Annotated in this window: 15 protein-coding genes; 10 read left to right on the forward strand and 5 right to left on the reverse strand. The window is 39.1% G+C overall.

From position 1 onward, the window contains the following. Positions 1 to 173 precede the first annotated feature (173 nt). Positions 174 to 599 (forward strand): YqaA family protein, encoded by a 426-nt coding sequence (locus A2003_RS10865; RefSeq protein WP_026057386.1) that lies wholly within the window; start codon positions 174 to 176, stop codon positions 597 to 599. A gap of 35 nt (positions 600 to 634) precedes the next feature. On the opposite strand, the gene A2003_RS10870 is transcribed toward A2003_RS10865, so the two are convergent. Beyond that, entirely contained in the window at positions 635 to 1,888 is a 1,254-nt protein-coding gene (locus A2003_RS10870) for an MFS transporter (RefSeq protein WP_286687351.1), read from the reverse strand. 235 nt (positions 1,889 to 2,123) lie between these two features. Between A2003_RS10870 and rpmI the strand changes: the two genes are divergently transcribed. The 3 genes from rpmI (at position 2,124) to A2003_RS10885 (ending at position 3,563) form a co-directional block, all read left to right on the forward strand. Further along, positions 2,124 to 2,318, forward strand: coding sequence for a 50S ribosomal protein L35 (rpmI, locus tag A2003_RS10875; RefSeq protein ID WP_004637967.1), 195 nt, complete (start codon positions 2,124 to 2,126; stop codon positions 2,316 to 2,318). An 11-nt stretch (positions 2,319 to 2,329) separates the two neighbouring features. Continuing rightward, positions 2,330 to 2,689, forward strand: a complete 360-nt coding sequence (rplT, locus tag A2003_RS10880; RefSeq protein ID WP_000124858.1) for a 50S ribosomal protein L20 — start codon at positions 2,330 to 2,332, stop codon at positions 2,687 to 2,689. Between the two features lie 370 nt (positions 2,690 to 3,059). Further along, the gene (locus A2003_RS10885; protein ID WP_286687352.1) at positions 3,060 to 3,563 is read left to right on the forward strand and encodes a GNAT family N-acetyltransferase; all 504 of its coding nucleotides are present in this window, start codon (positions 3,060 to 3,062) and stop codon (positions 3,561 to 3,563) included. A 25-nt stretch (positions 3,564 to 3,588) separates the two neighbouring features. Here A2003_RS10885 and A2003_RS10890 read toward each other — a convergent pair whose 3' ends face one another. Continuing rightward, the gene (locus A2003_RS10890) at positions 3,589 to 4,590 is read right to left on the reverse strand and encodes a hypothetical protein (protein ID WP_286687353.1); all 1,002 of its coding nucleotides are present in this window, start codon (positions 4,588 to 4,590) and stop codon (positions 3,589 to 3,591) included. A 231-nt stretch (positions 4,591 to 4,821) separates the two neighbouring features. Between A2003_RS10890 and pheS the strand changes: the two genes are divergently transcribed. Genes pheS through A2003_RS10905 form a run of 3 tightly spaced genes read left to right on the forward strand, consistent with a single transcriptional unit; the run spans position 4,822 to position 8,509 of the window. Further along, positions 4,822 to 5,802 carry a phenylalanine--tRNA ligase subunit alpha gene (pheS, locus tag A2003_RS10895; RefSeq protein WP_004955712.1) on the forward strand — a complete coding sequence of 327 codons (981 nt, stop codon included), beginning with the start codon at positions 4,822 to 4,824 and terminating at the stop codon, positions 5,800 to 5,802. A gap of 32 nt (positions 5,803 to 5,834) precedes the next feature. Next, entirely contained in the window at positions 5,835 to 8,216 is a 2,382-nt protein-coding gene (gene pheT / locus A2003_RS10900) for a phenylalanine--tRNA ligase subunit beta (protein WP_286687354.1), read from the forward strand. Beyond that, on the forward strand, positions 8,213 to 8,509 hold the full coding sequence (locus A2003_RS10905; protein ID WP_004664224.1) for an integration host factor subunit alpha: 297 nt from the start codon (positions 8,213 to 8,215) through the stop codon (positions 8,507 to 8,509). The genes pheT and A2003_RS10905 overlap by 4 nt, the downstream gene beginning before the upstream one ends. A gap of 100 nt (positions 8,510 to 8,609) precedes the next feature. Here A2003_RS10905 and A2003_RS10910 read toward each other — a convergent pair whose 3' ends face one another. From A2003_RS10910 to trxA, 3 genes are all read right to left on the reverse strand, one after another. After that, the gene (locus A2003_RS10910) at positions 8,610 to 8,855 is read right to left on the reverse strand and encodes a hypothetical protein (RefSeq protein ID WP_099948121.1); all 246 of its coding nucleotides are present in this window, start codon (positions 8,853 to 8,855) and stop codon (positions 8,610 to 8,612) included. A 389-nt stretch (positions 8,856 to 9,244) separates the two neighbouring features. After that, positions 9,245 to 10,513: a transcription termination factor Rho gene (rho, locus tag A2003_RS10915; RefSeq protein ID WP_004955720.1), complete on the reverse strand. Its 1,269-nt coding sequence runs from the start codon at positions 10,511 to 10,513 to the stop codon at positions 9,245 to 9,247. 327 nt (positions 10,514 to 10,840) lie between these two features. Then, complete coding sequence (gene trxA, locus A2003_RS10920; RefSeq protein WP_004906753.1) at positions 10,841 to 11,167, reverse strand: thioredoxin; 327 nt, start codon at positions 11,165 to 11,167, stop codon at positions 10,841 to 10,843. Positions 11,168 to 11,441: 274 nt separating this feature from the next. Between trxA and ppx the strand changes: the two genes are divergently transcribed. Genes ppx through tilS form a run of 3 tightly spaced genes read left to right on the forward strand, consistent with a single transcriptional unit; the run spans position 11,442 to position 15,148 of the window. Then, positions 11,442 to 12,962, forward strand: coding sequence for an exopolyphosphatase (ppx, locus tag A2003_RS10925; RefSeq protein WP_004906756.1), 1,521 nt, complete (start codon positions 11,442 to 11,444; stop codon positions 12,960 to 12,962). Between the two features lie 33 nt (positions 12,963 to 12,995). After that, on the forward strand, positions 12,996 to 13,820 hold the full coding sequence (locus tag A2003_RS10930; protein ID WP_004906758.1) for an acetyl-CoA carboxylase carboxyltransferase subunit alpha: 825 nt from the start codon (positions 12,996 to 12,998) through the stop codon (positions 13,818 to 13,820). Next, the gene (gene tilS / locus A2003_RS10935; RefSeq protein WP_286687355.1) at positions 13,757 to 15,148 is read left to right on the forward strand and encodes a tRNA lysidine(34) synthetase TilS; all 1,392 of its coding nucleotides are present in this window, start codon (positions 13,757 to 13,759) and stop codon (positions 15,146 to 15,148) included. The genes A2003_RS10930 and tilS overlap by 64 nt, the downstream gene beginning before the upstream one ends. Positions 15,149 to 15,151: the final 3 nt, after the last annotated feature.

The following is a 15,151-nucleotide window of genomic DNA, read 5'->3' on the forward strand; positions in this document are numbered from 1 at the left end:
GATCTCACACTGTTGATTGATTGGAATGCTGTTTCAGAGGGTGAGATACAATTAACAATATTACAGAAAATGATTAAATCTGATGCCGCATTTTGGATTGCTTTTATTGTTCCATTTTTATATTCAAGCCTAAGTTATATTGTCCGATCTAAATCGGAGTCCAAAGTTTCGTGATCTCTTATCTTTTGTTATTTATTTCTGCTTTTGGTGCAGCGACATTATTGCCTCTACAGTCAGAGGCAGTCTTAATGACTTTACTGGTGCAGGGGCTTTCTAATCCATTTTATTTGATCTTAGTTGCGACTGTAGGCAATGTATTAGGTTCATGTGTGAACTGGTGGTTAGGGCTGAAAATTGAACATTTTAAAGATAAAAAATGGTTTCCTGTTTCTGAACAGCGTTTAGTACAAGCACAACAGATTTATCATAAATATGGTTTCTATTCTTTATTATTAAGCTGGACACCTGTCGTTGGAGATCCGATCACTTTAATTGCAGGATTGATGAAAGAAAATTTTTGGCGCTTTTTGCTGATCGTTACGATTGCCAAAGGTGGGCGTTATTTAACTTTATATGCTTTATATCTAGGCATTTTCTGAGGGTAGGGAAAGCTTGCTCGCTTTCCCTAAGTGTTCTAATGATCCGAACCTTTGGTGATATCGACTTTAAATAAATCAGTAGTTTTAAACCAACAATAAGTCACCACAGCAAGTGTCATACATCCGCCAAAAATGGTTGCAGTTATGGTTCCCATATACTTAGCGGCTAAACCAGATTCAAAAGCGCCGAGTTCATTGCTTGAAGAAACGAACATGCCATTAACCGCAGCAACACGACCTCGCATATTCTCAGGAGGGAAAATTTGTAAGACGGTTTGACGAACAACAACAGAAACACTATCACATGCACCCGTCATTGCAAGTGCAAATAGAGATAGCCAAATGTTATTTGAGTATGCAAATAGAATAGTAAAAATACCAAAACCAGCAACAGCGAATAACATATTTCGCCAAGCATGATGCGTTGGTGGAAATTTGGTTAAAACAATCATTGTTAACAACGCACCAATTGATGGAGCAGCACGTAAATATCCCAATCCTTCTGGACCGACCTTTAAAATATCCTCAGCAAATATAGGCAGAAGTGCAATTACCCCTCCAAATAATACTGAAATAAGATCTAATGATATGGCCCATAAGACAATTTTGGTTTTCCAAATAAAACGAAAACCGTCTGTCAGACTTTGAAGAACGTTCTCCGTTTCCATTTTTGGAAAAGTTCTTTTTTGAAGTAGGGTAATCAGAATAAAACAAGTCACTAACAATCCAGTGACTGCGAACAAGCTGGTCTCTCGCCCAAGAAATGCCAGCATAAATCCACCTAACATTGGACCGATAATCACGCCACTTTGCCAACCAATCGTCGTCCATGTTGCACCATTCGCATAAAGTTCACGTGGAATAAGAAATGGCTTGAGAGAGGTTGCTGAGGGATTGTAGAAACCTCGAATTGTTCCTAATGCAAAAATGACTGCGTAAATTCCCCATGACAAAGTTGAGACACTAATCTTTTCTAAACCATATAAATGGAAGAGTGCCCAGAGCACGAGTGGCAATGGTGCTGCAAAAAATAAACAGACCTTCATAATGGTTTGCTTATTGAGCTTATCTGCAAAATAACCACCCCATAAGGAAAGCGCAATAAATGGAATGGCTTCAGCTAAACCGATAAAACCTAATGTGAGTGGATCACGTGTGATTTGATATAGTGAATAAGCAACGATAATTTCTTGAATCAGAATTGCCAATGTTAAGCAGAATTGATTCAAGGTAACGATAGAGAAATCTCGATAGCGCAATGCAGCAAAAGCATCTTGTTGTGTATTCATTTCGAGTATTTATGATGGAATTGAAGCTATTATAAGCAAGTAATTAATGTAAGTTTCTCGTATTTTGAGAATTAATGATGGAAAATTTCGTTTGAGTAAAAGTCTTGCTCTTACTCAAAAAATGAGCATTTTACTTTTGTTTTATTCGCAGATGTTATATCATGCTGCCTTCCTTACCTGCAGGTCGATTTGCAATAGTGCAAACGCGCCGAACAGGTGCCTAAAAGAGGTTACTATGGCTAAGTTAAAAACTCGCCGTGGTGCAGCTAAACGCTTCAAAGCGACTGCAAACGGTTTCAAGCGCAAACAAGCATTCAAGCGCCACATTTTGACCAAAAAATCTGCTAAGCGTATCCGTCAATTGCGCGGTTGTGTAATGGTTCACGTAAGTGACGTTGCATCAGTTCGTGCTATGTGCCCATACATCTAAGGAGATTATAAATGGCTCGTGTAAAACGTGGTGTAGTGGCTCATCGTCGTCACAAAAAAATTCTTGCTCGCGCTAAAGGTTACTATGGTGCTCGTTCACGCGTTTACCGCGTAGCGTTCCAAGCGGTAATCAAAGCTGGTCAATACGCTTACCGTGACCGCCGTCAAAAGAAACGTCAATTCCGTGCTTTATGGATTGCGCGTATCAATGCTGGTGCTCGTCAAAACGGTTTGTCTTACAGCCGTATGATCGATGGCTTGAAAAAAGCTCAAGTGATCATCGACCGTCGCGTATTAGCTGACATCGCTATGCATGATGCAGTAGCATTTGCTGCTTTAGCTGAAAAAGCTAAAGGCGCATTAGCTGCATAAGCTTAGAGATTCAAAAGAAGGCCGCTTTTTAGCGGTCTTTTTTATGGTTTTAGGATTTAGCGGTCTTTTTTATGGTTTTAGGATTTAGTAATAGAGAATAATTAGAGATCAATAAAATCTCCTAAAATAATAGGAGTATTCAAAATTTATTTTTTCTACCCGTAAATTATTGCTCTAAGTAGTCTTGATTTTTCAACTTAAGTATTTGATTTAAATTATGAAAAACTATATTCTTTATTGCTAAATATTTTTAAATTTAGAAAAATTATCTTAATAATCAGTTCGCTTTTGCACGGTTTTTGCTTCTTTAACATTCATATACAAGTTGGGTGATCAACATTTACCTGAACAAGTTTTTGTGGAGGTTGAATTGCAAAGCAATCGAAAAGGTCAAATACGTACAGCTAACTTTGGAGATGCAGCTAAAATCGCTGAGATTCACGTGCAGTGCTGGAAAGAAACTTACGCAAATATTCTTAATCAAGAAATATTAGATCAATTAGATGCTCAGGAAAAATTGATATTATGGCAAGCAATCACAAGAAGTTTAGATCATCAATTGTTAGTGTATATTGAAGATCAAAAAATAAAGGGTTTTTTAGATGGATTTTTAAATCCTGAAAATAATGTGGCTGAAATTCGCGCTTTTTATCTTTTGCAGGACATCCAAAAACAAGGTGTTGGGCGTGAAATGTTTCAATGCTTTTACGACTATGTTGTTCTGAAAAGATATCAGTTTATTCGTTTAGAGGTTTTTAATAAGAACCCCAGTCGTTTCTTTTATGAAAAGATTGGAGCTGAATTGATTGGAGAAGCCGAACTTCCAGAGTTCGGCGAAGGAATAACGGAGCTAATTTATCAATGGGAAATTTAATATAATTAAAAGCTGTACGCTTTTATTAAAGCCCAAAATAATAAGCAACCAAACAAATAATGACTGTGAGAATAATTAATTTAATCACGCTAGAAGTTCCAACCTTGTGTGGATGAGCTTCATTGAACTGTTGTGGGATTTCCATAGTTCGGTCGATGATCTCTGGTTCATCCATGGTAAGTTGAGCTGTCTGATAATGATTTGCTGTTTTGACGATTAATTTAGCGAATAAATCCTCAGCCTTCTGTGAAAAATTACGAAGATTGATTTGTTCTTCAGGGCTGATGAGTTCACCAGAATCTGTATAAGGGTGCTTTTTTTGTTCTTCTAAGTAGTCAATAAGTGCTTGTGTTCGATGTAATAATTGATGAGCACAATCAGCTGGATAATCTGTTGGGATCAACGCCAAAAGTGTTTCATCAGGCTGATTATGATCTATTTCGTAGCCATAAAATGGGAAATCTTGTTGTTCAGGTTCTAAAAAGTATTCCGCATATTTGCTATTGAATAATTCGCGCTCTAAAAATTTTGAGACATCGTTCCAATTGATTTTCTGTAAATCAGTATCGATTTTTTTAGCGTATTTATCATTTAATTCATAGCGCCAAAATGTCTCTTCTCTTATTGTGTTTTTTTGAGAAAAAGGTATTTCAAACTCCTGATCAGTGTTAAACCATTCAGCGAGTTCATGTCCGCAAATCCAAGCGGTTTTTTTATTGGTTTGATGGCTTACAATAAAATGTGCGAATGGTAGAAGTTCGACATTAGGATTAGGATTTTGTTCGTCGTTGAGAATACTAGAAAGATGTAAGCTTAGTTTTTTGACGCCTTGTTTTTTCAAACCCTCAAGCCAAATTTGGAAATGTTGTGCCAGCAAATGTTGTGATAGTAGATCTCTGAAGATTAAGCAGTTTTTACTGAAAATAGGATGTTCGATCCAGCGATTAAAGTTTAGATTTCCTGCAAGAAATTCATTGCCATAGCTAACAAGTGTAAGTTGTTGTTTCCAGATTTGATCAAGCGCCATCGTTATTGTTTCTCATTGACGATACTCGTATCTTATACATTTTATTCAGATATTGATTATTTTTTTGCGAAAATTTATTGCACCACAGGCATTTGTTGTCCATTTGGGCATAAAGTTTAACGCTAAAAAGTACTCTATTTAAACAGTCCTTTATCTTCATAAACTAGGTAAAAAGCTGATAAACTATAGCGTTTTATTATATTTCTATAATTTGTTGCTTTGAGAGTTACTATGTCACTGGAAGCCCTGACCACTGAAGCGCTTGCTGCCATTGCAGCGGCTCAAGACCTTGCCGCACTCGACCAAGTTCGTGTGCAATTTACAGGGAAAAAAAGCCAGCTTGCAGAGCAGTCTAAAGCATTAGGAAAAATGGATCCTGAAGAGCGCAAAGTACAAGGTGCTGCGATTCATGCTGTTCGTGAGGCTATCAATGCTGCTTTGACTGAACGTCAGCAGACACTACAACAAGCTGAGTTGGCAAAAAAATTAGCAAGCGAAACGATTGATATCACTTTGCCTGGTCGCGGTCAGCGTATGGGAAGCATCCATCCTGTGACTCAAGTTCAGGAACGTATTTGTCAATTCTTTACCAAAGCCGGCTTTCAGGTTGCACATGGCCCAGAAGTTGAAGATGATTATCACAACTTTGAAGCCTTAAATATTCCAGGTCATCATCCAGCACGCGCGATGCATGATACTTTCTATTTCGATGCAACGCATTTACTTCGTACTCATACCTCGGGTGTACAAATTCGTACCATGGAAACGAGTCAGCCGCCAATTCGCATTGTGTGCCCTGGCCGTGTATATCGTTGTGACTCGGATCAAACGCATTCGCCGATGTTCCATCAGATCGAAGGTTTGTACGTTGCTGAAAACACCAGCTTTGCTGAGCTAAAAGGTCTATTGATTAATCTTCTGAATGAATTTTTCGAAAAAGATTTAAAAGTGCGTTTCCGTCCATCTTACTTCCCATTCACTGAACCAAGTGCTGAGGTGGATATTATGGATGAACGCGGTCGTTGGTTGGAAGTTTTAGGTTGTGGCATGGTACATCCAAATGTACTTCGTGCTTCTGGTATTGATCCTGATAAATACAAAGGTTTTGCTTTTGGTTTAGGGGTAGAGCGTTTTGCAATGTTGCGTTATGGCATCAATGACTTACGTATGTTCTACCAAAATGATGTGCGTTTTTTACGCCAGTTTGCCTAACAGTTTTTCAGGATTAAATAAGGTTTATACAGATGAAAATTAGTGAAAATTGGTTACGCACATGGGTGAACCCAGCGATTGATAGCGAAACCCTTTCTGATCAATTGACCATGCTTGGTCTGGAAGTCGATGAACTTGCACCTGTGGCAAAGCCATTTACAGGTGTCGTCATTGGAGAAGTACTCACTGTTGAACAACATCCTGATGCAGATCGCTTACGTGTTACGACTGTAAATATTGGCTCTGGTGATCCATTACAAATCGTTTGTGGTGCGCCAAATGTCAGTGTAGGAATGAAGGCACCTGTTGCAACCATTGGTGCAGTACTACCAGGCGATTTCAAAATTAAGAAAGGCAAGCTTCGTGGTATTGAATCACAAGGTATGCTATGTGGTGCTTCTGAAATCGATTTAGAAGACAAGATTGATGGCTTGTTAGAGCTTCCTGCTGATGCGCCTGTTGGCATGAATATCCGTGAATATTTAAAACTTGATGACAATGTGATTGACATCAGTATCACGCCAAACCGTGGTGATTGTTTTAGTATTCGTGGTATTGCACGTGAAATTGCAGTCATCAATCAATTGAATGTAAATGAACCTAAGATTCAATCAATAGCAGCAACAATTGCTGATGAGAAAATCGTTAATATCACAACTGAAGGTACACCGCGCTATTTAGGTCGTATCGTAAAAAATGTAAATGTTAAAGCTAAAACACCTGAATGGATGGAACAAGCCCTCGCTCGTTCAGGGATTCGCACACATAGTATTTTGGTTGATGTGACCAACTATGTATTGCTGGAGTTGGGTCAGCCGATGCATGCCTTTGATTTAGCAAAAATCGAAGGATCAATTCAAGTTCGCCAAGCACAGCCTCAAGAAAAATTGATGCTGTTGAATGATCAAGAAGTTGAATTGCAAGATGACATCATGGTCATTGCTGATGATCAAAAGGTTTTAGCGATTGCAGGTATTATGGGTGGCTTGGACTCATCAGTTACTGATGATACTCAAGACATTTTCCTTGAAAGTGCTTTCTTTGCACCTTTAGCAATTGCTGGTCGTGCGCGTCGTTTTGGCTTGCATACTGACTCATCTCAACGTTATGAGCGTGGTGTCGACTTCGAGTTACCAATGATGGCAATGCACCGTGCTTCTGAGCTTATTCAGGCTTTTGCTGGTGGAGAATTTGGCCCAATTACAGTAGCAGAGCAAGCTGAGTTATTACCAAAACGAGAAGCAATTCCACTGAAGCAATCACAAGTCGATCAGTTGCTGGGTTATGAAGTTGCTGGTGAGTTTATTGCTGATGCATTAGCTCGTTTGGGTTGTATGGTGGAAACTAGAGCTCAAGGTGAATGGAGTGTTGTTCCACCATCACATCGTTATGATATGGCAATCTATCAAGACCTGATTGAAGAAGTTGCACGTATTCACGGTTATGACAACATTCAAATCAGTTTGCCAAAAATTGATGTGAAATTAGAAAAATATCAGGATCGTTTCGAAGTCGCGCAGCTTCGTCAAACTGTTGCAACTTTAGGTTATCAAGAAGCGATTAGTTTTAGTTTTGCTGATGCAAAATTGGAAAAACAGTTAAATCCAAATGTACAACCTTTAATGCTTGCTAATCCGATTTCTAGTGATTTAGCGGCTATGCGTAGTACTTTATTATCAAGCTTGATTCCTTGTGTTCAATATAATTTAAACCGCCAACAGCAACGTGTACGCTTCTTTGAATTAGGTTTGCGTTTTGATTATCAAAATGCAAAAGATATTCATGATCTTAAACAGATCCCAACACTGGCATTGATTGCGGTGGGTTCACGTACTCCTGAGTCTTGGCATATCAAGCCGCAAGCGATGGACTTTTTTGACTTTAAAGGCGAAATAGAAGAGATATTAGCTGCTGGTCGTGTGAATGCTGATTATATTCGTACCGAAAGAGAGTGGTTACATCCTGGTCAATCTGCTGAAATATTGGTTGATGGCAAGTCAATTGGATATTTAGGGCGTTTGCACCCATCATTAGAAAATGTACTTGATTTAGGCATTACTTGGGTTGCGGAATTGGATCAACAGGCTGTTTTGCAATCTTATGTATCTAATTTTACAGAATTATCACGTTTTCCATCGGTTAGACGTGATATTGCGCTTTTAATCTCTGATAAGATTGAGGTAAGAGATATTCAGCAGTTAATCAAACAAACAGGTGGTGAGTTACTCGACTCAACTTGGTTATTTGATGTGTATACGGGGCAAGGGGTTGAACAGGGCAAGCGCTCATTGGCATTTGCTTTGTTATGGCAGCATCCGACTCGTACGCTTGAAGATGCTGAGATCAAATCTGGTATGGATAACATTATTCAAGTGTTGGAAGACACTTACCAAGCGACATTGAGGGCCTCATGACAGCATTAACAAAAGCAGAGATGGCGGACCATTTAAGTGAGCTTACTAGCTTAAATCGCCGAGAAGCAAAGCAAATGGTTGAGCTATTTTTTGATGAAATAAGCCAAGCCTTAATTGCGGGTGAACAAGTCAAACTTTCTGGATTCGGTAATTTTGAATTGCGTGATAAACGTGAACGTCCAGGGCGAAATCCTAAGACTGGCGAAGAAATTCCAATTTCTGCTCGTCGTGTAGTGACGTTTAGGGCGGGTCAGAAATTTAGGCAACGTGTTGGAAATGAGCAGATCGATTGATCTGCTTTTTTATATCTACTTTATTTAAAATTGAACATAAAAATATCAAGCATAAAAAAAGAGAACCGTAAGGTTCTCTTTTTTATAATCTAAAATTAGATTATTGAGCAGCAGAAGCAGCAACGTCAGAAGCAGCAACGTCAGAAGCAGCTTCAGCAACGTCAGAAGCAGCAGCAGCAACGTCAGAAGCAGCAACTTCAACAGCTTCAACAGCTTCAGAAGCAGCAGCTACAGCTTCAGAAGCAGCAGCGTTTGCATCAGTAGCAGCTTCTTCTTTCTTAGAGCAACCAACGAAAGCTAAAGTAGTAGCGATAGCAGCAACAACAGCAAATTTTTTGAATAACATGGCATCACTCTCATAAAATTGTGAGATTAAAAAAAACCTTAGCTAGTCTGTTTGTGCTTTTAATATTCCTAAACGCTTTTAGGTAACAACGCAGGGAGCAGCCTAACTGGTCTGTGGCTATCCTATCAAAGCAAATCATGAATTACTACTGTTCTGTCCAACAAAACGACAAAATTTGACAAAAATTGGCTATTTTTTGATAGAAAATAACTATTGATAATTGTTTTTTGATTGGTTTGTTGTATGTTTTCTGAGGCTGTATTTAATTATTTTTAGTAAAATCAATTGTTTGTATTTTTATTGGGGAATGCGATTTAAATGTAAAAAATATGTAATCTTGTCAACCAATTAAAAAAAGCCACCATTGAGGTGGCTTTTTTATGTTGCCGTTATGTTGATGCTTTGCGTTTCATTTGATCAAAGAAATCATCATTCGTCTTGGTTTCTTTCATTCGATCTAATAAAAATTCCATTGCGGCAAGCTCATCCATTGGATGTAATAATTTGCGTAGAATCCAGACTTTACGTAAGTTTTCTTCACCCATTAAGCGCTCTTCGCGACGAGTACCTGATTTCTTGATGTTCATTGCAGGGAATACACGTTTCTCTGCGATACGGCGATCAAGCGTAATCTCTTGGTTACCCGTACCTTTGAATTCTTCGTAAATGACATCATCCATCTTACTACCTGTTTCGATTAATGCGGTCGAAATGATTGTAAGTGAACCACCTTCCTCAATATTACGTGCAGCACCAAAGAAACGTTTTGGACGTTCTAATGCATGGGCATCTACACCACCTGTAAGTACCTTACCAGATGAAGGAATGACAGTATTATAAGCACGTGCAAGACGAGTAATTGAGTCAAGCAGAATCACAACATCCTTTTTATGCTCAACTAGACGTTTTGCTTTCTCAATCACCATTTCCGCAACTTGTACGTGACGAGCTGGTGCTTCATCGAAGGTCGAGGCAACCACTTCACCACGTACTGTACGTTCCATTTCCGTTACTTCTTCGGGACGTTCGTCAATAAGAAGAACAATCAGAAATACTTCTGGATTATTACGGACGATTGATTGAGCAATGTTTTGTAATAACATTGTTTTACCCGCTTTAGGCGGTGCAACAATGATTGAACGTTGACCTTTACCAATTGGTGCCACTAAATCTACTACACGTGCAGTGAGATCTTCAGTTGTACCATTGCCTAGTTCCATAACGAGTTGTTCAGTTGGGAACAATGGGGTGAGGTTTTCGAATAAAATCTTATTACGCGAGTTTTCTGGTGTGTCGTAGTTAATTTGATTTACTTTTAATAAAGCAAAATAACGTTCACCTTCTTTAGGTGGGCGAATTGTACCTGTAATGGTATCACCAGTACGAAGGTTGAAACGACGGATTTGTGATGGGCTCACATAAATATCATCTGGTCCAGCTAAATATGAACCAGCGGCTGAGCGAAGGAAACCAAAGCCATCAGAAAGGATTTCAAGAACACCATCACCAAAGATTTCTTCGCCATTCATGGCATGGCGCTTTAAAATGGCAAAAATAATATCTTGTTTACGGTTACGTGCCATGCCTTCAAGGCCCATAAACTCCGCAATTTTAATGAGTTCGCCAATGGGTTTTTTCTTGAGTTCAGTTAAGTTCATAAGTGGTCAGACAGAATGGAATAAGTGGAGGATAATGTTAGGGAAAGAATAAAAAATCGACCGCATACATACGTGCTGATGTAATTGTATTTACACAACCACAATTCAGTAGTCTGGTTCATTGTTTCAGAGAGAAATGTGAAAACAATTGTTATTGCCGAGCGGCGATCTTATGTTTGTGTCTTGTAAGAAGCGCGATGAAGTAGATTCCATTCAAAGCTTCTTGATCCAGTAATATAGGTTAAATCAAGGAAAATGTCAATTTATACGAGGAAATACGCTATTAGACTAATAACGTATTTCAAGTCGGATTCAATCTAAATAAAGTTAGACGTTTTGATCGATAAATGCAGCAAGTTTTGAGCGAGGAGCTGCGCCAACTTGTTGAGCAACAACTTCACCATTTTTGAACATTAATAGAGCTGGAATATTACGGATATTGTATTTCACAGCTGTTTCTTCACATGCAGTTACGTCGACTTTAACGATTTTTACTTTACCTGCATATTCGTTAGAAAGGTCTTCTAGGACAGGTGCAATTGCTTTACAAGGTGCACACCAACCAGCCCAAAAGTCTACAAGTACAGGAGTTTCAGCATCTAAAACATCTGCTTGGAAGTTTTCATCAGTTGTATTAACAATAGTCGCAGACATAAGGTTGCTCCAAAATTTAGAAATAAAGTGCGAATTCAATCATCTTCACGATGAATATTACATTGCTACTTTATTCAATGTAAGGGTTTGTTGCCATTATTCAAGTATCAAAATGAAAAGTCCAATGGATGCTCACGATGTTCACTATCGACTTATACAATCATTTATGTGTTAAAAAGAGAAAATCTGCTGCTTTTATTGCTTAAAATGACTTTAAAATTCTAAGCATGTGAATTACTCTAATGCGTGAATTGAGCATGGGTTTATATGAAGAATGTCTGATTTTCTGATTGATGAAGAATTACTTGCTGCGATTGATATGGGATCGAATAGTTTCCATTTGGCAATTGCTCGTGTAGATCACGGAGAGGTTAAGAAAGTTGCTTCAATGTCAGAAAAGGTTCAGTTGGCCGCTGGACTCGATGAAAATAAAAATTTAACTGAAGCTGCGCAACAGCGTGGTTTGGCTTGTCTAGCTCGATTCGTTGGGCGTTTAAGTTCTGTTCAACCTAATCGTTTAAGAATTGTGGCAACCAATGCGTTACGACAAGCTAAAAATGGTCACGAGTTTATTCAAAAAGCTGCTGAAATTTTACCAAAGCCAATTGAGATTATTGCTGGTCGTGAAGAGGCTCGTCTAATTTATTTAGGTGTTTCTCATACCATGGCAAATGGTGGCAGACGTTTAGTCGTTGACATCGGTGGTGGTTCAACAGAATTTATTATTGGTGAAGAGTTTGAGCCTTTGCATACTGAATCCTTGCAAATGGGTTGCGTTGCCTTTAGTAAGGCATATTTTGCAGATGGTGAGATTTCAACAAAAGCCTTTGATAAAGCGGTAGTTGCTGCGCGTAAAGAGCTTTCTGCAATCGCAAATACATATAAATCAGAAGGCTGGGATACAGTAGTCGGTTCCAGCGGGACGATTAAAGCTTGTCGCCAGATTTCTGTGAATCTAGGTTTAAGTGATGAGCAAGAAAATCTGACCCGTGAAGGTTTATATAAGTTAAAAGATCGTTTGTTAAAATTCAAACATGTCTCTGAAATTGATTTTGAAGGACTACGCGAAGATCGTCGAGCAGTTTTGCCAGCTGGTCTAGCAATTTTGTACGCTATTTTTGAAGTGATGAATATTGATAAATTGGCATATTCTGACGGTGCATTACGTGAAGGTGTGATGTATGACCTGTTAGGTCGATTTAAACATGAAGATATTCGTGACCGTAGTGTGCAAGCATTAATGGGACGTTACAACGCTGATCCTAAACAAGCCGAACGTGTAGTGAATACCGCGCAACAATTGTTTGATGGCGTTGCAGGCGCTTTAAATTTAACGACTGAAGACAGTGACTTACTACGTCGTGCAGCTTATTTACATGAAATTGGATTAGCGATTAGTCATGGTGGTTATCATCGTCATGGTGCATATTTATTGCAGCATTCTGATATCCCCGGTTTCTCTCAAATCGATCAAAATCACCTCTCTCATCTTGTATCGCACCATCGTCGTAAATTACGTGCAGATGCAAAAAATGATGTAATGAAGGTGGGTGGCAGCCATTTACTTTATTTGTGTTTGCTATTACGCCTCGCTGTTTTGCTGAACCATAGTCGTAGTGATCAGATGCTTCCTGCCATTGAACTGAGTGTTGTAAATGGTCAACAATGGCAACTCAGCGTTTCTGGCGATGCTAAACAATGGCCTTTATTGGTTGCTGATTTGCATGATGAGCAAGTGCAGTTTAAGAATTGGGACATTGAGTTAAATATTCAGTCAGACAATTTTGTTGATTAACAATACATCCTTGTTAGGGATTATCTACGACTTATGAAAAATAAAGCGACTCAGTCCAAGGCTTGGGCTACGGTTCAAATTGCGCGACATCCTGAACGCCCGCAATTTCTAGATTATGTTAGTGAAATCTTTACTGAATTTGATGCACTTCACGGTGACCGTTTGTATGGTGATGATGGCGCCATGATCGGTGGTCTTGCTCGTTTTGACGGACAACCCGTAATGGTAGTTGGTCAACATCGTGGACGTAGTACGCGTGAGAAGTTACAACATAACTTTGGTATGTGTAACCCAGAAGGCTATCGTAAATCACAACGTTTGCTAGATATGGCTGAGCGTTTTAATTTACCTGTATTTACTTTTGTCGATACCATGGGTGCTTATCCAGGTGTTGGTGCAGAAGAGCGTGGACAAGCAGAAGCGATTGCAACCAGTTTGGCTCAGCTTTCTAGTTTGAAAGTGCCAGTGATTGCGACTGTACTTGGTGAAGGTGGTTCAGGTGGTGCGCTAGGTATAGGTGTGGCAGATCGAGTAATTATGCTTTCACACAGTATTTATTCTGTGATTTCACCAGAAGGTTGTGCTTCTATTTTATGGAAAACTGCTGATAAAGCAGCGCAAGCGAGTGAAGCCTTAGCTCTGACTGCTGACAAATTGAAAGCGATTGGAATTGTGGAGTATGTTGTGGATGAAGGTGAGGGGGCACATTTGCAACCTGAGAAAGTCATGCATGATTTGAAAGATGTACTCAAACAAGCCTTAGAAGAATTGCAACCGATGGATGCTCAAGCACGATGCGAAGCACGTTATCAACGTTTAATGAAGTTTGGCAGCAGCAATTTAGGCATCGCGTCTTAGCACAAACACAGCATTTTTCTAAAGATACTCAATTCTTAATTGGGTGCAGCGGCGGCATGGATTCCATGCTGTTGTTGTATCTAATGTCCGAAATTTTCCCAAGTCAAACCCGTTCAATTTATGTTGATCATCAGTTGCAATCGAGCAGTACGGAGTGGGGATATTTAGTTCAGAAACAAGCTGAACAATTAAACATTCCTTGTGTGATCCAAAAAGTACATGTCGATGCAGGAAATCTTGAGCAGCAAGCACGTCATGCACGCTATCAAGCCTATATACAGCATTTAAAAAGTCATGAAATCTTGGTGTTAGCTCATCATCAACAAGACCAAGCTGAAACTCTACTATTGCGTTTATTTTCAGGTGCAGGTGTTAATGGTTTATCCGCCATGCAAGCATATGATGTCCGAAAAGATTTGACGATATGGCGACCTTTTTTAGAGCTCAGCCGACAGCAAATTGAGGAGTGGGCTAAACAAATTGGTTTTGACTATGTTGTCGATCCAACAAATCATGATACTCATTATGATCGGGCATGGTGTCGTGAAGAGTTATGGCCTGTATTAGAAAAGCGCTTCCCAAAAATGCAATCAGCTGTGTCACGAACGAGTTATCTGATGCAAGATGCCACAGAAATTTTAGATGATGTGCTGCAAAGTGATTGGAAATTATGTGCAACTGAGAATGAGCTGGATTTAACTCGCCTGTTGGAATTATCGGATGCACGCAAACGTCAATTGTTGTCCGCTTGGATAAAAGGCAAAGATCAATACCGCCCAAGTTATGACATGGTCAAACGACTTCAAGATGAAGTGATTTTTGCTAAGCCTGATGCACAAGCAACTTTACATATTAATTCTTATTATTATGTCCGCTACCAGAAAAAATTGTATCGTCTAACTCATGCAGAGCTGTACGCAGAAAAGCTTTTTCCAATTCAACCTATTATGAATCAATCTTACAACTTGGAAGAAATGATTCAAACTGCTTCAGGTAAGTTCAAAATATTGACGCAAGATATAGGTCTTTCCAAACAATTATTAAATAAAGATTTAAAATTGATTAAACGTCAAGGTGGTGAAAAAATTCATCTTTACGGGCGAATCGGGCATTGGCCACTGAAAAAAGCGATTCAAGAAGCACAGATTTTGCCTTGGTTCCGTCATACAATTCAAATATTAGTCGTGGAAAATGTTATGCTTGGGGTTTTTAGCCCTAAAGGGTTTTGGTTGGCTCAATCTGACTATATCGAGCAGGGAGGGTGGCAACCAAGTTTAGTTTCAGATTGTCGAGAAAATTCTCCTCAATCTTTTTCAAATGACGAGTAGGAA

It is taken from the genome of Acinetobacter sp. GWC1_38_13 (assembly GCF_001767535.1).
GTDB lineage: Bacteria > Pseudomonadota > Gammaproteobacteria > Pseudomonadales > Moraxellaceae > Acinetobacter > Acinetobacter junii.

Bases quoted from the DNA above. Each gene is read 5' to 3' on its own strand.
- A2003_RS10870 (WP_286687351.1), bottom strand. From the start codon at position 1,888: ATGAATACACAACAAGATGCTTTTGCTGCATTGCGCTATCGAGATTTC.
- rpmI (WP_004637967.1), top strand. From the start codon at position 2,124: ATGGCTAAGTTAAAAACTCGCCGTGGTGCAGCTAAACGCTTCAAAGCG.
- rplT (WP_000124858.1), top strand. From the start codon at position 2,330: ATGGCTCGTGTAAAACGTGGTGTAGTGGCTCATCGTCGTCACAAAAAA.
- A2003_RS10890 (WP_286687353.1), bottom strand. From the start codon at position 4,590: ATGGCGCTTGATCAAATCTGGAAACAACAACTTACACTTGTTAGCTAT.
- pheS (WP_004955712.1), top strand. From the start codon at position 4,822: ATGTCACTGGAAGCCCTGACCACTGAAGCGCTTGCTGCCATTGCAGCG.
- pheT (WP_286687354.1), top strand. From the start codon at position 5,835: ATGAAAATTAGTGAAAATTGGTTACGCACATGGGTGAACCCAGCGATT.
- A2003_RS10905 (WP_004664224.1), top strand. From the start codon at position 8,213: ATGACAGCATTAACAAAAGCAGAGATGGCGGACCATTTAAGTGAGCTT.
- A2003_RS10910 (WP_099948121.1), bottom strand. From the start codon at position 8,855: ATGTTATTCAAAAAATTTGCTGTTGTTGCTGCTATCGCTACTACTTTA.
- rho (WP_004955720.1), bottom strand. From the start codon at position 10,513: ATGAACTTAACTGAACTCAAGAAAAAACCCATTGGCGAACTCATTAAA.
- trxA (WP_004906753.1), bottom strand. From the start codon at position 11,167: ATGTCTGCGACTATTGTTAATACAACTGATGAAAACTTCCAAGCAGAT.
- ppx (WP_004906756.1), top strand. From the start codon at position 11,442: ATGTCTGATTTTCTGATTGATGAAGAATTACTTGCTGCGATTGATATG.
- A2003_RS10930 (WP_004906758.1), top strand. From the start codon at position 12,996: ATGAAAAATAAAGCGACTCAGTCCAAGGCTTGGGCTACGGTTCAAATT.
- tilS (WP_286687355.1), top strand. From the start codon at position 13,757: ATGCGAAGCACGTTATCAACGTTTAATGAAGTTTGGCAGCAGCAATTT.